The following is a 21,440-nucleotide window of genomic DNA, read 5'->3' as shown; positions in this document are numbered from 1 at the left end:
CCGGATGCCGATGGGGGCTTGCGGCAACAGGGCCTCAGGCCCCAAATCCCGACCATGCAGGATCGTGATCCTTCCACCGCCGGCCTGATCGACCCCTTCGGCAGGGCCGTCACCTATCTGCGCGTCTCGGTGACGGATCGCTGCGACCTCCGCTGCGTCTACTGCATGGCGGAGGACATGACCTTCCTGCCGAAGAAGGACATCCTGACGCTCGAGGAGATCGACCGGCTCTGCGGCGCCTTCATCGCGCTCGGCACCGACAAGATCCGCCTGACGGGCGGGGAGCCGCTTGTGCGCAAGGGGGTGATGAACCTGGTGCGCAGCCTTGGCGCGCGGATCGCACCGGGCGGCCTGCGTGAGCTGACGGTGACCACCAACGGCACGCAGCTCGCGAAGATGGCCGGTGACCTCTATGACGCCGGCGTGCGGCGCATCAACGTCTCGCTCGACACGCTGGACCCCGGCGTCTTCGCCGCGGTGACGCGCTGGGGGAAGATCGAGCAGACGCTGGACGGCATCTTCGCCGCCAAGGCCGCCGGGCTCGCCATCAAGATCAACGCCGTCGCGCTGAAGGGCGTGAACGAGGACGAGTTCGATCGCATGGTCGCCTGGTGCGGCGAGCACGGCTTCGACCTCTGCCTGATCGAGACCATGCCGCTGGGTGACATCGGCGGCGACCGCACCGACCAGTACCTGCCGCTGTCCCTGGTGCGGTCGCGCCTGCGCAAGACCTGGACGCTGACCGACACCGACTACGCGACCGGCGGCCCCGCCCGCTACGTGACGGTGCAGGAAACCGGCGGACGGATCGGCTTCATCACGCCGATGACCCATAATTTCTGCGAATCCTGCAATCGCGTGCGGCTGACCTGCACGGGCACGCTGTTCATGTGCCTCGGCCAGGATGACGCCGCGGAATTCCGCAGCCTGTTGCGCGACCCTTCAGTGGACGATGCGGCACTGGGGCAGGCGATCCGCGAGGCCATCACGCGCAAGCCGAAGGGCCATGACTTCGTGATCGACCGCCGGCACAAGCGCCCGGCCGTCGCGCGCCACATGTCGATGACGGGCGGCTGAGATGCTCCAGGGGCTGGTCGAGAAACTCACGATCCCCGGGCTGCCGCCCTGGGTGGCGCTGGTGCTGCTGGCGGCGATCGCGGTGTCGATCCTGGCGTTCCTCGCGATGCCCTTCGCGGTGTTCGGCGTGAAGTCGCGGCTGGAGGCGATCGAGGCGGAACTCGCCGACCTGCGCATGGACATCCGCGCGATGGTGCAGCACGCCTCGGACAGCCCCCTCGCCCGCGCGCCGGTCGAGGTGGACTACGTCGCGCCGCCGGCACGCACCGCACCACGCCTGCCGGAGGCCGAACCGCGCATGGCGCCGCCCGTGCCGCCGCCGCCCGCGAAACCGCGCGGCGGGCGCGCGGAACCACGGCTGGATTGGCCGAAGGCGGATCGGGGGGCGTGACCGGCGGAACGCGGCCAGAGGGGGCTTTGCCCCCTCCGGACCTCCCCCACCAAAGGCCTAAGGGCCCTTGGAACCCCCAACTTCGCGCCATCGCACGGCCCGATGCGCCGCATCGGGCCCGGAGTGCCAAGCGCGACCGCGCCCAGACCATCAGTCGCCCCCAAGGCAACAGCGCATGGCGCGAAGGCAAGCCGCGCGGATGCGCGGCGCCCGCCGTCTGAGGGACAAAAGACATGCGCGTATCCGTCATCCAGATGAACCAGGGCTCGGACAAGGCGGCCAATCTCGACCAGGCGCAGCGCCTGATCGAGGCGGCGGTGGAGGCAGACCGACCCGGCCTCGTGACCCTGCCCGAGACCTGGACCAACCTCGGCGGCGGCCGCGAGTCCCGCCGCGCGGCGGCGGAGATCCTGCCCACCCCGGGGCAGGAAGGTGGCGCGGCCTATGAGATGCTGCGCGGCCTTGCGCGGCGCCACGGCATCACCGTCCATGGCGGGTCGATCATCGAGGATGGCGGCGAGAAGCTGTTCAACACCACGCTGGTCTTCGGGCCGGACGGGGCCGAGATCGCCCGCTACCGCAAGATCCACCTGTTCGACATCACGGCGCCGGACGGCACCGGCTACAAGGAAAGCGCGCTGTACGGCGCGGGGTCGGACCTCGCCTTCTTCGAAGCCGGCGGCAGCCGCTTCGCCTGCACCATCTGCTACGATGTGCGCTTCCCCGAACTGTACCTGACGCTGCGCCGCATGGGTGCGGAGGCGATCCTGGTGCCGTCGAACTTCACGCTGCAGACCGGCAAGGACCATTGGGAGGCGCTGCTGCGCGCGCGCGCCATCGACACGCAGTGCTGGATCATCGCCGCCGCGTCCTACGGCAACTACGAGGAACGCGGTGCGACGCGCAGCGTCTATGGCCATTCGCTGATCGCCGATCCATGGGGGCATGTCGTGGCGAAATGTTCCGACGGCACCGGCTGGGCCACGGCGCGGATCGACCCGAAGGTGACGGCGCGGGTGCGCGCGGGCATGCCGCTCGAGGAACATCGCGAGGCCGCCCGATCCTGGCGCGCCAAGGCGCCTTCGTGAAGCTCGCCATCCTCGCGGCGCAGAACGAGGCGGCGCGCGCGGCGCAGGAAACGCTCGCCGCGCAATACGGTGCGGCGCCGCCAGAGAAGGCCGACGTCATCGTGGCACTTGGCGGCGACGGCTTCATGCTGGAGACGCTGCACCGCTTCCTTGGCCGCGGCACGCCGGTCTATGGCATGAACCGCGGCTCGGTCGGCTTCCTGATGAACGACTACCGGGAGGACGAACTGCCCGCGCGCATCGCCGCCGCCCAGGCCGCGACGCTGCACCCCCTTCGCATGCGCGCCATCGCCAATGGCCACACGCCGGTCGAGGCGCTGGCGATCAATGAGGTCTCGCTGCTGCGGGAAAGCCGCCAGGCGGCGAAGATCCGCATCCTGATCGACGGGCGAGAACGCCTGCCGGAACTGATCTGCGACGGTATCCTCGTCAGCACGCCGGCGGGCAGCACCGCCTACAACCTGTCCGCCCATGGGCCAATCGTGCCGCTGAACGCGAACCTGCTGCCGATGACGCCGATCTCCGCCTTCCGCCCGCGGCGCTGGCGCGGTGCGCTGCTGCCCTCGGATGTCGAGGTGGTGTTCGAGATCCTTGAGCGCGACAAGCGCCCGACGGCCGCGGTCGCCGACTACACCGAGGTGCGCGACGTCGCCCGCGTCGAGGTGCGCGAGGCGCGCGACGTGTCCCTGACGCTGCTGTTCGACCCCGATCACGGGTTGTCGGAACGCATCATCGCGGAACAGTTCACGGTGTGAGCAGCGGGCGCGGCATTCCCGACCGCACCCTGTTCTGGGGCATGGCAAGCACACAGCTCATCGGCTGGGGGGCGCTGCATGTCCCCTTCCCGTTGCTGGTCGCGCCGATGGAAGCCGAGCTCGGCTGGTCGCGCGTGCTGCTGAATGCGGCCTATACCTCCGGGCTGCTGGCATCGGGCCTCGCCGCGGTGCCGGCGGGGCGCTGGCTCGACCGGCATGGGCCGCGCGCGATGATGAACAGCGGCATGTTCGCCGCTGCGCTGCTGCTGGTGGCGATGAGCCTGGTGCAGCATCCCGCCGCCTTCATTGCGATCTGGGTGCTGCTCGGCGTCGTCTCGGCGATGTGCCTGTGGGGCACCGCCATGGCCGTTGTCGTGGCCGAGGCACAGGATGTGCGTCGCACCGTCACCGCCATCACCTTCGTCACGGGATTCACCGTGACGGTCTTCGTGCCGCTGGTCGGCCTGCTGATCGACCTGTTCGGCTGGCGCGGCGCGCTGCGGGGGCTGGCGATGCTGCAATTCTGCGCGGCGGTCGGCACCGTCGCCATGCTGCAGCAGGCGCGGGTGCCGGCGACCGGCCCCACCCGGCGCGGCGGGCCGGGCCTGTGGGCGCGGCTGCGGGAACCTGCCTTCCTCGGCCTTGCGCTGTGCTTCGCGGCACATGCCTTCATCGGCACAGGCCTCGGCGCCCATCTGATCCCGCTGCTGCGCGAACGCGGCTTGCCGGAAGCGACAGTGCTGCTGGTGGCGGCAGCGCATGGCCCGGCCCAGGTGGCCGCGCGGGCCCTACTGTTCGCCCTGGGCAGCCGCGTGACGATGCGGGCCGTCGGCCTCGTCGCGACCGGGCTGGTGCCCGTCGGGATGCTGGCGCTGGCGACCGCGCCGTCCAGCACGATGCTGGTCGTCGTCTTCGTCCTGTGCTGGGGCACGGGCGACGGGCTGCTGACCATCGTGCGTACCGCCGGCACCGCCGAGATCCTCGGCCGAGCGGGGTTCGGGGCGGTGTCCGGCGCGCTGTCCACTGCGGCGATGCTGCCGCGCACCGTCGCTCCGCTGCTTTTGGCGATGATCTGGGAGGGTGCCGGCGGCTACGGGCCAGTGCCCTGGTTGCTCGTTGGCGTCGGACTTCTCGTCGTGGGCGCCTTCCTGGTCGCCGCGCGCGCGCGTTGAGGCGCGATCAGAAGTACTCGGCCTCCTCCGGCCAGCGTTCGGCGACAAAGATGGCGTTGCCATACCAGATGCCGCGATCGCGCCGACGCAATGAGACATTCACGCGAGCGCCCGGGTACAGGTTGAACAGACCGTAGCCAAAGGCGAACATGAAATCCGCGATCCGCGTGAAGGGCACATGCATCGTGTTGTCCGGGGCCACGGCGCATTCCGCCTCGACATAGGTGATGCGCCGCTCCGCCAGCATGGTGCGGAAACCTGCAAGCACGTCGAGGTCATGACCCTCGGTATCGATCTTGAGGATGTCGATACGGTCGATCCCGTGCGCCGCGCAGAAGGTGTCGCCTGCGACGACCTCGACCTCCTCCATCGGCGCATCGCTAACCGGCCGTTCGACGATGCGATTCATCACGCCGCCGGGCCGGGCCACCATCCGCGCGCGCCCCTGCCGGCTGCCGAAGGCGAGGCGGTGCGCCGTCACGGCGGCCTCCCCGGTGAGATTCTGTTGCAGTGTGGCGAAGGTGGCGCTGACCGGCTCGAAGGCATGGATCGCTGCCTCCGGCCAAACCCGGCGGATCAGACGCACAGTCTGGCCGACATTGGCTCCGATATCGAAGATGCAGGACGGCGCCAGCGTCGGATCGTTGATCTGAATCTGACGGAACGGGTTCATGGCGAAAAGATCGGAAGCTGCGCGCCAGCCGTCAAGGCAACGACGCGTGTGGGCTACCCCCGCCTGCCGCGGACTCCCGCCATCACTTCGCGGTCACGGCCTCCGGCATCCCGACCGCGGATGCTGGCTTGTTCCATCCCCTGGGCTGCGGCGTTGACGCATCGGGACCGGCAGGCCCCGCCCGCCGTCACGCCGCGTCGTTCAGATGGCAGGCGCTGCGCTGGCCGGGGGCGACTTCCTTCAACTCCGGCTTCTCCACCTTGCAGCGTTCCATCGCATGCGGGCAGCGCGGATGGAAATGGCAGCCCGATGGCGGATGCAGTGGCGACGGGATCTCTCCCTTCACCACCGAGAAGGCGCGCTTGCGGCTGTCGATACGCGGCACCGAGGCTAGCAGCGACTTGGTGTAGGGGTGGTTCGGCGTGGCGAAGACCGTCTCGGACGGCGCTTCCTCGACCACCCGGCCGAGATACATGATCACGACACGGTCGGAGATGTGTTCCACCACGCCAAGGTCGTGGCTGATGAACAGATAGGTGAGGTCGAGTTCCGTCCGCAGCCGGATGAACAGGTTCAGGATCTGCGCCTGGATCGACACGTCGAGCGCGGCCACCGCCTCGTCGCAGACGATGAAGTCCGGCTTCACGGCGAGCGCCCGGGCGATGCCGATGCGCTGGCGCTGCCCACCCGAGAACTGGTGCGGGTAGCGGCGCTTGAACGCGGGGTCGAGCCCGGCGCGGCGCATCTGTTCATCGACATAGGCGTCGTAGCCGGCGCGGGTGACGATACCGTGGACCAGCGGCGCCTCCCCCACGATGTCGGCGACGCGCATGCGCGGGTTCAGCGACGCATAGGGATCCTGGAAGATCATCTGCGTGCGCAGCTTCAACTCCCGCGCCGCCGCGGTGCCGCGGTCGAGCAGGTCGGTGCCGTCGCGCAGGATGCGGCCATCGGATGGCGGCAGGATGCCCGCCACCATGCGCCCGAGCGTGGACTTGCCGCAGCCGGATTCGCCGACCAGGCCGACCACCTCCCCCTTGCGGATGGTGAGGTCGACATTGTCCACCGCATGGACCACTTCCTCTCGCACGCCGGCGCCGAGGCGCTTGGCGATGCGGCCGGCGAAGTCGAGCTTCTTCTCGAAGCGGCGGGAGATGCCGCGCAGTTCCACCATCGGCGAACCGTCGCCGAGCGCCCTGCGGGCCGCGGTCATGGTCTCGCTCATGCCGCCTGCTCCGCCGGTTCGGTCATCGGTCGGAAGCAGCGTGCCTCCCGTCCCGGGGCGAGTTCGCGGATCTCTGGTTCGGCCATGCAAACCTCGGCGGCACGCGGGCAGCGGGTGCGGAAGGCGCAGCCCGGCGGCAGGTTGAGCAGCGAGGGCGTCATGCCCGGGATCTGGCGCAGCGGCTCCCCGCGCTTGTTGCGCGACGGCACGGAACCGATCAGGCCGTAGGTGTAGGGGTGCAGCGGGCCGTCCAGCACCTCGGACACCGCGCCCTTCTCCACGATGCGCCCGGCGTACATCACCGCCACCTCGTCCGCGAGGCCGGCGACGACGGACAGGTCGTGGGTGATCCAGATCAGCGACGTGCCGGTATTGGCCGCGAGCTTCTGCACCTCGGCCAGGATCTGCCCCTGGATGGTGACGTCGAGCGCGGTGGTCGGTTCGTCCGCGACGATCAGGTCCGGTTCGTGCAGCAGCGCGATGGCGATGGCCACGCGCTGGCGCATGCCGCCCGAGAACTGGTGCGGATAGGACTTCAGCCGTTCATCCGGGGACGGGATGCCGACCATGCCGAGCGTATCGCGGGCGCGCTGGCGGGCTTCCTCATGGCTGACCTTCTTGTGGGCCAGCACCGTCTCGATCATCTGGGTATCGACGCGCAGGACCGGATTGAGCGTCATCATCGGGTCCTGGAAGATCATCGCGATGCGGTTGCCCCGCAGGTCGCGCATCTCCTTCTCGCCCATCTTCGCGAGGTCGCGGCCCTGGAACAGGATCTGCCCGCCCACGATCCGCCCCGGCGGATCGACCAGCCCGAGGACGGAGAACCCCGTCACCGTCTTGCCCGAGCCGGATTCACCGACGAGACCGAGCACCTTGCCGCGGCCGATGGAGAAGGAGACGTCGTCCACCGCCTTCACCACGCCGGCGCGGGTGAAGAAGTGGGTACGGAGGTTGCGGACCTCGAGGGTCGGTGCGGCCATCGTCACTTCTTCAGCCTTGGATTCAGAACGTCGCGCAACTGGTCGCCGACCAGGTTGATCGAGACGATGGTGATGAGCAGCGCGATGCCCGGGTAGAAGCTGATCCAGTATTTGCCCGACAGCATGTACTCGTAGCCATTGGCGATCAGCAGGCCGAGCGAGGGCTCGGTGATCGGCACGCCGAGGCCGAGGAAGGACAGCGTCGCCTCCAGCGCGATGGCGCGCGCCACCTGCATGGTCGCGACCACGATCAGCGGCGGCAGGCAGTTCGGCAGCAGATGGCGGAACAGGATGCGGTGCGTCGGCAGGGCGAGGCACTGCGCCGCCTCGATGTACTCGCGCCGGCGTTCCACCAGCGCGGTGCCGCGCACGGTGCGCGCGTAATAGGCCCATTCGACGATGACCAGCGCGATGACCACGTTCATCACGCCCTTGCCGAGGAAGGCGAGGATCATCAGCGCGACCAGGATCGACGGGAAGGACAGTTGCAGGTCGACCAGCCGCATGATGACCGTGTCGGTCCGCCCGCCGGCATAGGCGGCGAGCAGCCCGAGCGAGGCGCCGACCAAGCACGCGATGAACGCCGAGCCCGCACCCACGGTCAGCGAGATGCGCAGCCCGTACATGATGCCCGACATCATGTCGCGGCCCTGGTCGTCGGTGCCGAGCCAGTAGGTGAAGCCCGCCCCACCCACCGTGCCGGGCTCCATCCGCCCGTCCATGATGTCGAGCTGGGCGAGGTCGTAGGGATTCTGCGGCGCGATGAAGGGCGCGAAGATCGCCACCAGGGCGATGATGGTGAACACCACCAGCCCGAACATCGCGACCTTGGATTCCGCGAACTCCGAGACGAAGCGCCGGAACGGCGTCTCCACCGTGTCCTTGCGCGGCGCTGCGGGGGTCGTCGCCCCGCCGATGACGGCCTGGCTCATGTGCCCTTGCTCTCCAGCCTGACGCGCGGATCCAGCATCGAGTAGGTCAGGTCCACCACCAGATTGATGGTGATGAACATCAGCACGATGATCATCAGGTAGGCGACGATCACCGGACGGTCGAGCACGTTGATGCTGTCGATGATGAGCTTGCCCATGCCCGGCCAGGCGAAGACGCTTTCCGTCACCACCGAGAAGGCGATGGTCGAGCCGAGCTCAAGCCCGACGACCGTGACGACCGGGATCAGGATGTTCTTGAAGACATGCACGAAGGTCACGCGCGCGGGCGACAGGCCCTTGGCGCGGGCGAACTTCACGTAGTCCATCAGCATCGTTTCGCGCACGCCCGCGCGGGTCAGCCGGATGACGAGGCTGATCTTGAACAGCGCGAGGTTCACCGCCGGCATGACCATGTGCGAGAGGCCATCGGCGGTCAGCCACGACCATTGCAGCCCGGCGCTGCATGGTTGCAGCCCGATGAAGCCGAGCACCGAGCAGGTCTCCCCGCGCCCGGTCGAGGGCAGCCAGCCGAGCTGCACGGCGAAGACCATGATCAGCATCAGCCCGACCCAGAAGGTCGGCAGCGAGAAGCCGAGGATCGAGCCCATCATGATGGTCTTCGACGCCGGCGAATTCGGCCGCAGCCCCGCATAGAGCCCAAGCGGCAGGCCGATCAGGATCGACAGGAACATCGCCCCGAAGGCCAGTTCCAGCGTCGCGGGCATGCGCTGCAGGATCAGCTTCAGCGCCGGTTCGTTGAACACGAACGACCGGCCAAGGTCGCCCTGCAGCGCGTTGGTCAGGAACACCAGGTATTGCTGCCACAGCGGCAGGTCGAGCCCGAGCGCACGGACCGCGCGTTCGCGTTCGAGCTGATCGGCGTCGGGACTGATCAGGATCTCGACGGGGTCGCCGATGGCATAGACGCCGATGAAGACGATCAGCGACATCGCCAGGACGACGAACAGGGCCTGGATCAGGCGCCGCACGAGGTAGACGGTCATTGGCGGCGCTCCGGCTTCAGCGGGGGGCGGGACGCAGGCGCTGCGCCAGCGTGCCTTCGTCCACGCTCGGGGTGTATTCGAAGCCGCGGCGCGTCGCCCAGATGTTGGTCTGGATGTGCAGCGGCACCACGGCGACATCCTGCATCGCGATGCGCATGGCGTCGACGATCAGCCCCTGGCGCTTCGGCTCATCCAGTTCGGACATGGACTGCACCAGCAGGCTATCCACCTGCGGGTTGGAATAGCGCCCGCGGTTCGACGCACCCCAGCCCCGGTCGCGGTTCACGGTGGCGAGGATGTTCCGCAGCGGATGCGACCCGTCCGGATTGGAACCCCAGCCGATCAGGAAGGTCGAGTATTCCTGCCGGCCGGCGCGGCCGACGAAGGTGGTCCAGGGCTGCGCCTCGACCGCCGTGCGCACGCCGATGCGCGTCCACATCTGGCCGATCGCCTGGATGATGCGGCTGTCGTTGATGTAGCGGTCGTTCGGCCCGTTCAGCGTGATGCGGAAGCCGTTCGGATACCCGGCTTCGGCCAGCAGCCGCTTGGCGGCGTCGGGGTCGAAGGCCGGCGCGGGCAGGTCGGAGACATGGCCGGGGACGCCCTCGGGCAGGAACTGGTTGGCCGGCACCGCCGCCCCTTCCATGATCCGTTCCACGATGGCGCGGCGGTCAATCGCCATGGACAGCGCGCGGCGCACGCGCACGTCCTGCAGCGGGTTGCGCCCGAACGGCTGGCCGTTGTTGTCGGTGATGAAGGGCGAATTCTCATTGCCCGGCCGCAGGAAGTCGAGGCCGAGGAAGATCAGCCGCAGCCCGACCGCCTGGGCCAGACGGACATTGGCGTTGCGCCGTAGGTTGGTGAGGTCGGAGGTCGGCACCTGGTCGATCAGGTCCACGTCGCCCGCGAGCAGCGCGGCCGTGCGCGCCGCATCATTGGTGACCATGCGGTAGTTGACGCGCTGGAACGCGGGGCGTTCGCCCCAGTAGCCGTCGAACCGCTCGAACTCGATGCGATCGCCGTTGCGGTGCACGGTCGCGCGATACGGCCCGGTGCCGACGGCGGCGCGCAGGGCGTTGAAATCGTCGGTCGTCGCGTTCTCCGCCGTTTCCTTGTCCACGATGCGGACATTCGTCATGTCGAGCGGCAGCAGCGGATAGGGTTCGTGCGTGTGGAAGCGGATCGTCAGGGGATCGACGATCTCGATGCGCTGGATCGGGCGCGAGAACGCGGCGAAGGAGGACGGGCTGTTCGGCACGTTGGGCAGCCGCCCGAGCGTGAAGGCCACGTCGTCGGCCGTGAAGGCGTTGCCGTTGTGGAAGCGGACATTCGGCCGCAGCTTGAATTCCCACACCGTCGGTTCGACCGCGCGCCATTCGGTCGCGAGACCGGGGATGTTGCGCAGGCGTTCGTCATTGTTGACGAGCCGGTCGAAGATGATGTCCGCCACCGCGTTGTTCGGCGACAACTGGTGGTAATGCGGATCGAGCGAGGTGACAGGCGCGCCGACGGCAACCGTCGCAGTCTGCGCCGAGGCCGGAGCGACCGCGAACGCGAACCCTGCTGCTGCGATGGCGGAAACAGCGGCCCAACGCCGCCCAGCATACGCCTTCATTCTTCGCCTCCCGACGTCGACAAGAAAGCGCCTTGTAGCAGTCCGCCAATAGGGCCGCTAGGCTCGCGCACGTTATCGAGACCATGCCGGAGAACTGACCATGACCCGCCTGACCACGCGGCGCGCAGCCTTTGCCTCAGCCCTGTTCATCGCCGCCGCAGGGCCGGCCGCCGCCCAGACCCTGACCATCGGTATCGGAGGGTCTCCCACCTCGCTCGACCCGCACTTCTACAACGCCTCGCCAAACAGCAGCCTGACGCAGCACCTGTTCGACGCGCTGGTCGAACGCGACGCGCAGGCCCGGCTGCGGCCGATGCTGGCCGAATCCTGGCGCGCCGTCGAACCGACGGTGTGGGAGTTCAAGCTGCGGCCGGGCGTGAAATGGCATGACGGGCGCGACTTCACCGCCGACGACGTGGCCTTCAGCATCGAACGCGTGCCGACCGTGCGCAACAGCCCAGGCACCTTCGCCGGGCTTGTCCGCGCCATCACCCGGATCGAGGTGGTGGACCCGACCACCATCCGCTTCCACACCGCCTCGCCGCATCCGCTGTTGCCGATCGAACTCGCCTCGATCCAGATCATCTCCCGCCACGCCGGCACGGGGGCGGAGACGGAGCAGTACAATTCCGGCCAGGCGGCGATCGGCACGGGGCCGTATCGTCTATCCGCCTATCGCTCCGGCGACCGGACGGAATTCACGCGCAACGACAGCTATTGGGGCGGCGCGCAGCCCTGGTCGCGCGTGTCCTACCGCTTCATCGCCAACGACGCGGCACGCACCGCGGGGCTGCTCGCCGGCGATGTGGACCTGATCGACCAGGTGCCTTCCAGCGACCTCGCCCGGCTGCGCCGCGAGCAGCGCATCAGCGTGTTCGAGATCCAGGGCCTGCGGCTGATCTACCTGATCCCCGACTTTTCCCGCACCGACAACCCGGTCCTCGTCACCGACAACAACGGCCAGCCCCTGGCGCGCAATCCGTTCCAGGACATCCGCATCCGCCGCGCCATGTCGATCGCGATCGACCGCACGGCGCTGGCCGATCGCGTGATGGAAGGCACCGCGCGGCCGACCGGTCAATGGCTGCCGCAGGGCGCCTTCGGCTACAATCCGGACGTCCCGGTGCCGGCCCACGACCCGGAAGGCGCGCGCCGGCTGCTGGCCGAAGCCGGCTTCCCGCAGGGCTTCCGCATCACCCTGTCCTGCCCCAATGACCGCTACCCCAACGATGCGCGCACCTGCCAGGCGGTGGCCCAGATGTGGACGCGCATCGGCGTGCGCACGGAAGTCCAGGCACTGCCTTGGGCGACCTATTCCGCCCGCACCTCGCGCCAGGAATTCAACATGCGCATGGGCGGCTGGGGCAGCGTGACCGGCGAGGCGTCCTACATGCTGGTCAACATCTTCGGCACCTATGACCGTGAACGCCGGCGCGGCGCGTCGAATTCGTCACGCTGGTCGAGCGCAGCACTCGACACCCTGACCGAACGCGCGGCGGCGACGCTGGATGACGAGCAGCGCGAGGTGATGCTGCGCGAGGCGGTGCGCATGGTCGCGGTCGATGATGTCGCGATGCTGCCGCTGTTCCAGTTGGTGAACTTCTGGGCGGCGCGGCGCGGCATCACCTACGATGCGCGGATGGATGAGCGCACCACCGCGATGGCGGCACGGCCGGCGCAGTAGCGCGTCCTGGAGAGGGGCTCCGCCCCCCTCCAAACCTCACCTCGCCAGGGGGCAGTGCCCCCTGGACTGCCGGTTACGTCGGGCTGGCCAGTTTCAGGCCGACAATGCCAGCGAGGATCAGGCCGACACAGGCGAGGCGCATCACCGTCGCGGCCTCCCCGAGCAGCACGATCCCGAGCACCACGGTGCCCACCGTGCCGATGCCGGTCCAGATCGCATAGGCGGTGCCGAGCGGCAGGGTCTTCAGCGCGAGGCCGAGCAGGAACAGGCTGACGATCATGCTTGCCACGGTCAGCACTGTCGGCAGCGGGCGGCTGAAGCCCTCGGTGTATTTCAGCCCGACCGCCCAGCCGATTTCCGACAGCCCGGCGCCCAGAAGATAAATCCAGCCCATCACAGGTCCCCTTTGGTCCTGTGGCAGGGTCGTCCCCACCGTTGCGAATGAGGCGCCGGGGTCGTCCCCGGCGGTGATGCCGGCGGCGGACCGCCGGCATGCAGGTTCAGCCCTGGCGGGACGCCACGAAGCGTTCCAGCCAATGGATGGTGTAGTCGCCCGACTGGAACTCCGGATCGTCCATTACCGCCTGGTGCAGCGGCAGCGTCGTGCGGATGCCCGCCACCACCATCTCGTTCAGCGCGCGGCGCATGCGCGCGATCGCCTCGGGGCGGGACGGCGCATGCACCACCAGCTTGGCGACCAGGCTGTCGTAGTGCGGCGGCACGGTGTAGCCCGAATACAGCGCGCTATCGACCCGCACGCCAAGGCCGCCCGGCGCGTGATAGGTGTTCACGCGACCCGGGCTCGGCGTGAAGGTCTCGGGATCCTCCGCGGTGATGCGGCATTCGATCGCGTGACCGCTGAACTCGATGTCCTTCTGCGTGTAGCCAAGCGGTTCGCCCGCCGCGATGCGGATCTGTTCCTTCACCAGATCGATGCCGCAGACCATCTCAGTCACCGGATGCTCGACCTGCAGGCGCGTGTTCATCTCGATGAAGGCGAACTGCCCGTCCTGCCACAGGAATTCCAGTGTGCCGGCATTACGGTAGCCGAGCTTCGCAAGCCCAGCCGTCACGCGCGCGCCGAGCGCCTCGCGATCCGCCGCCGTCAGCACGGGGCTGCCGGCTTCCTCGACCAGCTTCTGGTGGCGGCGCTGCAGCGAACAGTCGCGCTCGCCGAAATGCACGACATTGCCGTGAGTGTCCGCCAGCACCTGCAATTCGATGTGGCGCGGCCGGTCGAGATACTTCTCAAGATAGACGCTGTCATCGCCGAAGGCCGACTTCGCCTCGGTGCGGGCGACGCGCCAGGCTTCCTCGATCTCGGAGGCGTCGCGCGCCACCTTCATGCCGCGCCCGCCGCCGCCCGCGGCCGCCTTGATCAGCACGGGATACTTGATCTGCTCCGCGATGGCGCGCGCTTCCTCAAGCGATTCCAGCGCGCCGGGCGAACCCGGCACCAGCGGCACATCCAGCCGGCGCATCGCGTCCTTGGCCGCGATCTTGTCGCCCATCATGCGGATATGGTCGGGCGACGGGCCGATGAACTTCAGCCCATGCGCCTCCACCATCTCGGCGAAGCGGGCATTCTCCGACAGGAAGCCGTAGCCGGGGTGCACCGCATCCGCGCCGGTGATCGTCGCGGCGGACAGGATGGCTGCGACGTTCAGGTAGGAATCGCGCGCCGCCGGCGGGCCGATGCACACGCTTTCGTCCGCGAGGCGCACATGCATCGCCGTCGCATCCGCCGTGGAATGCACGGCGACGGTGCGGATGCCCATCTCCTGGCAGGCGCGATGGACGCGCAGCGCGATCTCGCCGCGGTTCGCGATCAGGACCTTGCCGAACATCAGGCGCGTCCCGCCATGCTTGTCGTCGCGCGGCTCATTCGATGATGATCAGCGGCTCGCCGTATTCCACCGGCGTGCCGCTCTCGACCAGGATGCGCGTCACCGTACCGGCGCGCGGCGCCTTGATCTGGTTGAAGGTCTTCATCGCCTCGATCAGCAGCACCGTCTGGCCCTGCACGACCTTCGCGCCCACCGTGACGAACTGCGGCGCACCGGGTTCGGGCGCGAGGTAGGCGACACCCACCATCGGGCTGGTCACCGCGCCGGGATGGTCCGCATCCAGGGTTTCGGCCGGCGCGACGGCGGCCGCCACGACCGGGGGCGCGGCGGCGGCGACCGCAACCGGGGCCATGACCGGTGCCGCGACGACCGCCTGGCGCACCACACGCAGCCGCGCCTCGCCGTCGACCAGCTCGATCTCGGTGAGGTCGGTCTCCCGCAGGATCTGCGCCAGCTCGCGGATCGCGGCGGCATCGAATTCGATAAAGTTGCCCATCATTCCTCGTCCTGCTCGACCAGGTCGGCCATGGCGCGCATGGCGAGCGCATAGCCCGTCACGCCCAGCCCGCAGATCACCCCGGTCGCCGCCTTGGAGATAAAGCTGTGATGCCGGAATTCCTCCCGGCGGTGGATGTTCGTGATGTGGACTTCGATCACCGGCACTTCGACGGCGAGCAAGGCGTCCATCACGGCAATGGATGTGGTGGTGTAGCCGGCGGGGTTGATGATGATCCCCGCGGCCCGGCCCCGGCATTCCTGCACCCAGGTCACCAGTTCCCCTTCGGAATTGGTCTGGCGGAAATCGATCGCCAGGCCGAATTCCTCCGCCGTCTCGGCGCACAGCGCCTCGACGTCGTCCAGCGTCGAGGAGCCATACTTTTCGGGCTCGCGCACGCCGAGCATGTTCAGGTTCGGACCGTTCAGCACGGCGATCAGGGGGGGTGTCACGGACGATTCCCGCCAAAATGGGGCGGGACGGGCTAGCACGGGGGGTTTGCAGGGGGCAAGCGGCGGGGCACGCCAGCCATGCAGGCCCCCGGCTTGCCGCGGCCCCTGCCCTTCGCCACATTCCGCCCAGCATGTCCAAGACCATAGCCATCACAGTGAACGGCGAAACGCGGGAGGTCGCGGCGGGTGAAAGCCTCGCCGCCCTGCTGCGCGCCATCGGGCTCGACACCCGCAAGGTCGCGGTCGAGCGGAACGAGGAAATCGTCCCGCGCTCGACCTATCCCGAGGTCGCGCTCGCCGCCGGCGACCGGCTCGAGATCGTGCATTTCATCGGCGGAGGCTGAAGCCATGGACGGAACCCCCGCCACGACGGGCGATGACACCTGGGAGGTGGCGGGCCGCCGCTTCCGCTCCCGCCTGATCGTCGGAACCGGCAAGTACAAGTCGCTCGAGGAGACCGCCGCGGCGATCGCGGCATCAGGAGCGGAGATCGTCACGGTCGCGGTGCGGCGGGTGAACCTGTCCGACCCGAACGCGCCGATGCTGCAGGATTTCGTCTCGCCCAAGGACTACACCTACCTGCCCAACACCGCCGGCTGCCACACGGCGAACGAGGCGGTGCGCACGCTGCGCCTGGCGCGCGAGGCGGGCGGGTGGAACCTGGTGAAGCTCGAGGTCCTCGGCCCGCCGCCCTACCTGTACCCGGACATGGAAGGCACCTTCGAGGCCGCCAAGGCGCTGATCGCCGATGGCTTCGAGGTGATGGTCTATTGCGCCGACGACCCGGTCGCGGCGAAGAAGCTCGAAGACCTCGGCTGCGTGGCGATCATGCCGCTCGGTGCGCCGATCGGCTCGGGGCTGGGGCTGACCAACCCCTTCATGATCCGTTCCATCAAGCAGAACGCGAAGGTGCCGGTGCTGGTCGATGCCGGGATCGGCACGGCGTCGGATGCGGCAAAGGCCATGGAACTGGGCTGTGATGCGGTGCTGCTGAACTCGGCGATCGCGCATGCCAAGGACCCGGTGCGGATGGCGGTCGCGATGAAGGCGGCGGTGGAGGCCGGACGGGGCGCCTTCCTGGCGGGGCGGATGCCGTGGAACTACAGCGCGGATGCGTCGAGCCCGATGACAGGGCTGATCCGGTAGGGCCGCAAAGGTCGGGGGAGAGAACTCCCCCGAACCCCCTCCTTTTTCTGTCTGTTGGGCTGGCGCGCGGCGCGGCGGAGACGCTCGATCGCGGCGGGCTGGCGTTGCCTTGTTGCCGGCTGCTTCGTTAGAACGGAGCCGCAACAAGAGGGGTGACGCCACATGCTGCGGCACTTCGACCACCTCACCATCGTGGTGCGGGATCTGACGCAGGCGAAGGCCTTCTTCGCGGCGCTGGGCTTCAGCGAGGCCCAATCCGTGGTCATCGAAGGGGAGCCCTTCGCCTCCTACATGGGTGTCCCCGGCATCAGGGCGGATCACGTGACACTGGTCCTGGACGGCGCATCACCGCGCACCGAGATCCAGTTGCTGCATTACCTGTCTCCGGATCCCCTGCCCGATCCGCACATTCGCGACCTGAACAAGCTTGGCATGAACCACATCTGCTTCGCCGTGGACGATGTCGCGGCGGAGGTGGCGAAGCTGAAGGCGCTCGGCTTCCACACGCGCAACGAGATCATGGACTTCCACAAACGCAAGCTGGTCTTCATCGATGGCCCGGAAGGGGTCACGATCGAGTTGGCCGAATGGCACTAGGGTCGGAGAAGTGGGGCGCGGCGCGACCAGCCGCACTCCGTGCCCCACACCCACCGCATAGCGCCAAGTAACGGTTTCCAAAGGCCTTTCGGCCTTTGGCGGGGTGGTTTGGAGGGGCGGCGCCCCTCCAACCTTTCACGCCAGCAACCCCCGCAGCTTCTCCGGATTCCGTACCACATAGACCGCCCGGATCAGCCCCGCCTCGACCTCCAGCGCCGTCGTCTGCACCGACCCATCGTCGAAACGCGTGACATAGCCTGGCAGCCCGTTGATCCAGGCCATCTCGTGCACCCGCCCCAGCCGTGCCTTGCGCGCCAGACCGGCGAAGAACCGCGCGACGCGGTCGCGACCCAGCACCGGGTTGATCGCCGCCGAGACCACCCCGCCGCCATCCGTGCGCAGCACCGCGCCCTCGGCCAGCAGCCGGCCAAGGGCCGCCGCGTCGCCGGTCTCGATCGCCGCGCGGAAGGCGCCGGCAATGCGCTGGCCTTCCTCAGGCGTCACGGGAAAGCGCGGTCGCGCCTCCTGCACATGGGCCCGTGCGCGGGCGGCGAGCTGCCGCACCGCCGCGGGCGTCCGCCCGAGCGTGGCCGCCACGTCCTCGAAGCCCGAACCGAACACGTCGTGCAGCAGGAAGGCGGCGCGCTCCAGCGGGGACAGCCGCTCCAGCGCGAGCATCAGCGCGACCGACACTTCCTCCGCCGCCGCGCGTCCGGCGAGCGGGTCGGTCTCGACCACCGGCTCGGGCAGCCAGGGGCCGATATAGGTCTCCCGCTTGCGCCGCGCCGATTTCAGCTCATCAAGACAGAGCCGCGCGACGATCCGCAGCAGATACCCCTCGGCATCCTCGACGGCATCACGATCCGATCCCTCCCAGCGCAGCCAGGCGGCCTGGACCACATCCTCGGCATCGGCAACCGAGCCGAGGAAGCGGTAGGCCAACGCCCGCAGCCGGGGACGCAGGGCGACGAAGGCCTCGGCCCCGGCGGCGGCGCCCGACATCAGGCCGCGACCTTGCCGCCGCGCGCCGGTTCGGCCCGGAAGCCGACGGCGAAGCGGTTCCAGCCATTGATGGTCACGATCGCCAATGTCAGCGCCACCTGTTCCTCCGGGCTAAACTCCGCCGCCAGCGCCGCATGCGCCGAATCGGGGGCGCCAGTCGCGGCCAGCAGCGTCAGCGCGTCGGTCCACGCCAGCGCCGCCCGCTCCCGCGGGGTGTAGCAGGTCGCTTCCTCCCAGGCCGAGAGCATGTAGAGCCGCTCCTCCGTCTCCCCCGCCGCGCGGGCTTCACGGGTGTGCATGTCCAGGCAGAAGGCACAGCGGTTGATCTGGGAGGCGCGGGTCTTCACCAGTTCCAGCAGGGACGGCTCCAGGCCGTTGCTGCGGGATGCCTTTTCCAGCGCCAGCATGGCCTGCATCACCTTGGGGGCCACGGTCCAATGGTTCAGTCGGGTGGTCATCGGTGCTCTCCTGCATCCGGGGTTCGGAAGCAGGACGAGGCAGCCACCGCCCCTGTGACATGGCGCGACGATTATTCCGTACCGGCAGCGCGCAGGCCTCTGATCTCGGCCTCGATGCGCTCGGCCGGCCATTCGGGCTGCCAGCGGGCCGGGACCTCAAGTGCTGCGGCCAACCGGGCCTTGTACTCGGCCTTCGGGATCTCGACCGCGCCGAAGCGCGCCAGGTGGGTCGTCAGGAATTGCGTGTCGCACAGCACGTAGCCGCCCAGGCGCAGCCGCGCGACCAGATGCACCAGCGCGACCTTCGACGCGTCGGTGACGCGGGAGAACATGCTCTCCCCGAAGAAAGCCCCACCCAGGGCGACGCCGTAGAGGCCGCCGACCAGCCGGCCATCGAACCAGGTTTCGACCGAATGGGCGTAGCCCCGGCGGTGGAGGTCGAGGAACAGCCGCTCGATCTCCTCGTTGATCCAGGTGTCGGCGCGGCCCGGCGCGGGTTCGGCGCAGCCGCGAATGGCACCGGCGAAGTCGCGGTCAGCGGTCACGGTGAAACGCCCGGACAGGGCGGTGCGGCGCAGCCGCCGCGACAGATGGAAGCCGGCATCGAGCGGCAGCACGCCGCGCAGCGCCGGGTCCAGCCAGTACATGCGGTCCGACCCGCGGCTTTCGGCCATCGGGAAGACCCCGGCGGCATAGGCACGGAGCACCAGGTCGGGTGTCACCTCAAGCTGCCGGCGGCTCATGGACGAAGCCTGCACCAGCAGCGCGGCACGCGTCACTCCTCGTCGTCGTCGGGCGGGGCGACTGGCAGCATGGCGGTTTCCTTGGCCGTCAGCAGGGCGATGACGGTCTCGGTCCGCTCCACCCCGGCGCGGCGGCGGATATCCTGGGCGACGAAGGTTTCCAGTTCGCGTAGCCCGGCGGCGCGCAGCTTCAGCATGTAGGACCAGGGGCCGGACACGGCGTGGCATTCCAGCACGTGCTCCAGCGGCAGTACCGATTCGCGGAACTTCGGATCCTGCGCGCCCGCGCGGAGTGCCACAAAGACCCAGGCGAGCAGCGGGCAGCCCACCGCGGCGGGGTCGAGATCCGCCCGCCAGCCGCGAATCGTGCCGCGTTCCTCCAGCCGCTTGACGCGTTCCGCCGTGGCGGAGACCGACAGGCCGGCGACCTTGGCGAGTTCCGCCAGCCCCGCCGCACCGTCGTGCTGCAGCGCGACCAGGATGTTCCGGTCTATGCTGTCCATGACCGCATCCTATCCGGCGACGTGGCGGAATGAAACGCGAAATCGGGCGCGGGGTTTTACTGACGGTTCCCGCACGCCAGAATCAACGTGGCCCGAGGCATTCGCCTCGGGCCAGGAGCGCACGGCGCGACCGCGCCCAGACTGTCATCCGCCGCCAGCGCGGCAGTGCATGGCGCGAAGGCAAGCCGGCCGGATGGCCGCCGCCCGCCGTCTGAGGGTCAGATATAATATTCGGCCAGCGGCCGAAATCCGTTGAAGTTCTGCGACGCGTAGCTCGTGACATAGGCCCCGGTCGCCAGCAGTTCGACCCGGTCCCCGCTTTCGAGCGCCAACGGCAGCCGGTAGTTCGACTTCTCGTACAGCGTGTCGGTGCTGTCGCAGGTCGGCCCGGCAATGGTCACGGGGCCATCCGCGCCGCCGTCATGCGGCGTGCGGAAGGTGTATTTGATCGCCTCGCCCTCGGTCTCGGCCAGGCCGCCGAAGCGCCCGATGTCGAGATAGACCCAGCGCACCGGATCGTCCTTGCCCTTGCGGGAGACGAGCACGACCTCGGCGCTGACCACGCCGGCATCGCCCACCATGAAGCGGCCCGGCTCGATCAGCATCTCCGGCAGGTCGTTGCCGAAATGCCGGGTCATCGCACCCATGATCGCCATGCCGAAATCATCGATGCCGGGCACCTCGGCGCGGTAGCGCACCGGGTAGCCGCCGCCGAGATTCACCATGCGCAGCTTCACGCCGGCATCCTTGAGGTCGGTGAACAGCATGGCGACGCGCGCGATCGCCCCTTCATGGGCGGCCGTGCTGGTCTGCTGGCTGCCGACATGGAAGGAGATGCCATAGGGATCGAGGCCGAGCTCGCGGGCCTGCACCATCAGGTCGCGCGCCATGTCCAGCTCGCAGCCGAACTTGCGGCTGAGCGGCCATTCGGCGCCCTTGTTCTCGACCAGGATGCGGCAATAGACGCGCGCGCCCGGGGCGTGCTTCGCGATCTTCAGCAGCTCCGGCTCGCTGTCGAAGGCGAACATGGTCACGCCGGCCTCATGCGCAGCCTTGATGGCCGAGACCTTCTTGATCGTGTTGCCGTAGGAGATCGCCGACGGCGCCGCCCCGGCAGCGAGGCACGCCTCGATCTCCTCCCACGACGCAGCGTCGAAGGAGGAACCGAGGCCGGTCAGGCGCTCAAGGATCGGCGCGGCCGGATTGGCCTTCACCGCGTAATAGATGCGCGCGAGCGGCAGCACCTCATTCAAGCGGCGATAATTCTGCTCGACGCGATCCACATCGACCACGAGGCACGGCGTCGCGGGCACGGATTCGCGCAGGTACTCAGCGATCTTCGGCGTCATCGCCGCACACTCCAGGCTCCGGTGGGTCGCCTGTCACGGCGACGACCCAAGGTTGACGAAACGGTCGAACGAACCAGCGACCAAAGTGGGCCGCCCGGATGCCACCGGACGGGGTTGCCAGAACGCTTGACGTCGTTGCGTAAACCCTTTGGCCGGGACGGCCGGGGGCCAGAGGCACGTGCGTACTGCGTCTAGGGACGCGCATATAGGACCGGCGCGATCGGCCGCAAAGCGAAAAATCCGGCGGG

The 21,440-nt window shown here is 68.7% G+C and carries 24 protein-coding genes; 9 read left to right on the top strand and 15 right to left on the bottom strand.

What is annotated here, in order from left to right; genetic code table 11:
• Nucleotides 1-54: 54 nt before the first annotated feature.
• The 5 genes from moaA to AC2YHJ_RS22330 all read left to right on the top strand — a co-directional run bounded on the left by moaA (nucleotide 55) and on the right by AC2YHJ_RS22330 (nucleotide 4,483).
• The gene (gene moaA, locus AC2YHJ_RS22350) at nucleotides 55-1,077 is read left to right on the top strand and encodes a GTP 3',8-cyclase MoaA (RefSeq protein WP_487398390.1); all 1,023 of its coding nucleotides are present in this window, start codon (nucleotides 55-57) and stop codon (nucleotides 1,075-1,077) included.
• 1 nt (nucleotide 1,078) lies between these two features.
• Nucleotides 1,079-1,468: a hypothetical protein gene (locus AC2YHJ_RS22345; RefSeq protein WP_487398389.1), complete on the top strand. Its 390-nt coding sequence runs from the start codon at nucleotides 1,079-1,081 to the stop codon at nucleotides 1,466-1,468.
• Nucleotides 1,469-1,701: 233 nt separating this feature from the next.
• Nucleotides 1,702-2,556 (top strand): carbon-nitrogen hydrolase family protein, encoded by an 855-nt coding sequence (locus AC2YHJ_RS22340; protein WP_487398388.1) that lies wholly within the window; start codon nucleotides 1,702-1,704, stop codon nucleotides 2,554-2,556.
• Complete coding sequence (locus AC2YHJ_RS22335) at nucleotides 2,553-3,311, top strand: NAD kinase (protein ID WP_487398387.1); 759 nt, start codon at nucleotides 2,553-2,555, stop codon at nucleotides 3,309-3,311. Before AC2YHJ_RS22340 ends, AC2YHJ_RS22335 begins: the two co-directional genes overlap by 4 nt.
• The gene (locus tag AC2YHJ_RS22330; protein ID WP_487398386.1) at nucleotides 3,308-4,483 is read left to right on the top strand and encodes an MFS transporter; all 1,176 of its coding nucleotides are present in this window, start codon (nucleotides 3,308-3,310) and stop codon (nucleotides 4,481-4,483) included. The genes AC2YHJ_RS22335 and AC2YHJ_RS22330 overlap by 4 nt, the downstream gene beginning before the upstream one ends.
• 7 nt (nucleotides 4,484-4,490) lie before the next feature.
• Here AC2YHJ_RS22330 and AC2YHJ_RS22325 read toward each other — a convergent pair whose 3' ends face one another.
• From AC2YHJ_RS22325 to AC2YHJ_RS22300, 6 genes are all read right to left on the bottom strand, one after another.
• Nucleotides 4,491-5,156: an FkbM family methyltransferase gene (locus tag AC2YHJ_RS22325; RefSeq protein WP_487398385.1), complete on the bottom strand. Its 666-nt coding sequence runs from the start codon at nucleotides 5,154-5,156 to the stop codon at nucleotides 4,491-4,493.
• Nucleotides 5,157-5,343: 187 nt separating this feature from the next.
• The gene (locus AC2YHJ_RS22320; protein WP_487398384.1) at nucleotides 5,344-6,381 is read right to left on the bottom strand and encodes an ABC transporter ATP-binding protein; all 1,038 of its coding nucleotides are present in this window, start codon (nucleotides 6,379-6,381) and stop codon (nucleotides 5,344-5,346) included.
• On the bottom strand, nucleotides 6,378-7,364 hold the full coding sequence (locus AC2YHJ_RS22315; RefSeq protein ID WP_487398383.1) for an ABC transporter ATP-binding protein: 987 nt from the start codon (nucleotides 7,362-7,364) through the stop codon (nucleotides 6,378-6,380). The genes AC2YHJ_RS22320 and AC2YHJ_RS22315 overlap by 4 nt, the downstream gene beginning before the upstream one ends.
• 2 nt (nucleotides 7,365-7,366) lie before the next feature.
• Nucleotides 7,367-8,296, bottom strand: coding sequence for an ABC transporter permease (locus AC2YHJ_RS22310; RefSeq protein WP_487398382.1), 930 nt, complete (start codon nucleotides 8,294-8,296; stop codon nucleotides 7,367-7,369).
• A complete protein-coding gene (locus AC2YHJ_RS22305; RefSeq protein ID WP_487398381.1) occupies nucleotides 8,293-9,300 on the bottom strand; it encodes an ABC transporter permease in 1,008 nt (335 codons plus the stop codon). Before AC2YHJ_RS22305 ends, AC2YHJ_RS22310 begins: the two co-directional genes overlap by 4 nt.
• Nucleotides 9,301-9,316: 16 nt before the next feature.
• On the bottom strand, nucleotides 9,317-10,915 hold the full coding sequence (locus AC2YHJ_RS22300) for an ABC transporter substrate-binding protein (RefSeq protein WP_487398380.1): 1,599 nt from the start codon (nucleotides 10,913-10,915) through the stop codon (nucleotides 9,317-9,319).
• A 100-nt stretch (nucleotides 10,916-11,015) separates the two neighbouring features.
• On the opposite strand from AC2YHJ_RS22300, the gene AC2YHJ_RS22295 reads away from it, so the two are divergent.
• Nucleotides 11,016-12,599 carry an ABC transporter substrate-binding protein gene (locus AC2YHJ_RS22295; protein ID WP_487398379.1) on the top strand — a complete coding sequence of 528 codons (1,584 nt, stop codon included), beginning with the start codon at nucleotides 11,016-11,018 and terminating at the stop codon, nucleotides 12,597-12,599.
• A 73-nt stretch (nucleotides 12,600-12,672) separates the two neighbouring features.
• On the opposite strand, the gene sugE is transcribed toward AC2YHJ_RS22295, so the two are convergent.
• From sugE to aroQ, 4 genes are all read right to left on the bottom strand, one after another.
• Nucleotides 12,673-12,993 (bottom strand): quaternary ammonium compound efflux SMR transporter SugE, encoded by a 321-nt coding sequence (sugE, locus tag AC2YHJ_RS22290; protein ID WP_487398378.1) that lies wholly within the window; start codon nucleotides 12,991-12,993, stop codon nucleotides 12,673-12,675.
• Nucleotides 12,994-13,099: 106 nt separating this feature from the next.
• The gene (gene accC / locus AC2YHJ_RS22285; RefSeq protein WP_487398377.1) at nucleotides 13,100-14,446 is read right to left on the bottom strand and encodes an acetyl-CoA carboxylase biotin carboxylase subunit; all 1,347 of its coding nucleotides are present in this window, start codon (nucleotides 14,444-14,446) and stop codon (nucleotides 13,100-13,102) included.
• Between the two features lie 34 nt (nucleotides 14,447-14,480).
• A complete protein-coding gene (gene accB / locus AC2YHJ_RS22280) occupies nucleotides 14,481-14,945 on the bottom strand; it encodes an acetyl-CoA carboxylase biotin carboxyl carrier protein (RefSeq protein ID WP_487398376.1) in 465 nt (154 codons plus the stop codon).
• On the bottom strand, nucleotides 14,942-15,394 hold the full coding sequence (gene aroQ, locus AC2YHJ_RS22275; RefSeq protein ID WP_487398375.1) for a type II 3-dehydroquinate dehydratase: 453 nt from the start codon (nucleotides 15,392-15,394) through the stop codon (nucleotides 14,942-14,944). The genes accB and aroQ overlap by 4 nt, the downstream gene beginning before the upstream one ends.
• Before the next feature lie 131 nt (nucleotides 15,395-15,525).
• On the opposite strand from aroQ, the gene thiS reads away from it, so the two are divergent.
• The 3 genes from thiS to AC2YHJ_RS22260 all read left to right on the top strand — a co-directional run bounded on the left by thiS (nucleotide 15,526) and on the right by AC2YHJ_RS22260 (nucleotide 17,137).
• Nucleotides 15,526-15,738 carry a sulfur carrier protein ThiS gene (thiS, locus tag AC2YHJ_RS22270; RefSeq protein WP_487398374.1) on the top strand — a complete coding sequence of 71 codons (213 nt, stop codon included), beginning with the start codon at nucleotides 15,526-15,528 and terminating at the stop codon, nucleotides 15,736-15,738.
• Between the two features lie 4 nt (nucleotides 15,739-15,742).
• Complete coding sequence (locus AC2YHJ_RS22265; protein WP_487398373.1) at nucleotides 15,743-16,540, top strand: HisA/HisF-related TIM barrel protein; 798 nt, start codon at nucleotides 15,743-15,745, stop codon at nucleotides 16,538-16,540.
• 162 nt (nucleotides 16,541-16,702) lie between these two features.
• Nucleotides 16,703-17,137 carry a VOC family protein gene (locus tag AC2YHJ_RS22260; RefSeq protein WP_487398372.1) on the top strand — a complete coding sequence of 145 codons (435 nt, stop codon included), beginning with the start codon at nucleotides 16,703-16,705 and terminating at the stop codon, nucleotides 17,135-17,137.
• A gap of 135 nt (nucleotides 17,138-17,272) precedes the next feature.
• Here the strand turns inward: AC2YHJ_RS22260 and AC2YHJ_RS22255 are convergent, their stop codons facing one another.
• The 5 genes from AC2YHJ_RS22255 to AC2YHJ_RS22235 all read right to left on the bottom strand — a co-directional run bounded on the left by AC2YHJ_RS22255 (nucleotide 17,273) and on the right by AC2YHJ_RS22235 (nucleotide 21,192).
• Nucleotides 17,273-18,139, bottom strand: a complete 867-nt coding sequence (locus tag AC2YHJ_RS22255) for a sigma-70 family RNA polymerase sigma factor (protein ID WP_487398371.1) — start codon at nucleotides 18,137-18,139, stop codon at nucleotides 17,273-17,275.
• Nucleotides 18,139-18,597 carry a carboxymuconolactone decarboxylase family protein gene (locus AC2YHJ_RS22250; protein ID WP_487398370.1) on the bottom strand — a complete coding sequence of 153 codons (459 nt, stop codon included), beginning with the start codon at nucleotides 18,595-18,597 and terminating at the stop codon, nucleotides 18,139-18,141. Before AC2YHJ_RS22250 ends, AC2YHJ_RS22255 begins: the two co-directional genes overlap by 1 nt.
• A 71-nt stretch (nucleotides 18,598-18,668) precedes the next feature.
• Nucleotides 18,669-19,340, bottom strand: a complete 672-nt coding sequence (aat, locus tag AC2YHJ_RS22245; protein ID WP_487398369.1) for a leucyl/phenylalanyl-tRNA--protein transferase — start codon at nucleotides 19,338-19,340, stop codon at nucleotides 18,669-18,671.
• A gap of 32 nt (nucleotides 19,341-19,372) precedes the next feature.
• On the bottom strand, nucleotides 19,373-19,843 hold the full coding sequence (locus tag AC2YHJ_RS22240; RefSeq protein ID WP_487398368.1) for an Lrp/AsnC family transcriptional regulator: 471 nt from the start codon (nucleotides 19,841-19,843) through the stop codon (nucleotides 19,373-19,375).
• A 218-nt stretch (nucleotides 19,844-20,061) separates the two neighbouring features.
• Nucleotides 20,062-21,192 (bottom strand): type III PLP-dependent enzyme, encoded by a 1,131-nt coding sequence (locus tag AC2YHJ_RS22235; RefSeq protein ID WP_487398367.1) that lies wholly within the window; start codon nucleotides 21,190-21,192, stop codon nucleotides 20,062-20,064.
• Nucleotides 21,193-21,440 lie beyond the last annotated feature (248 nt).

The organism is Roseomonas sp. SRI_022 (assembly GCF_057586215.1).
This window is presented reverse-complemented; position numbering and strand designations above follow the sequence as displayed.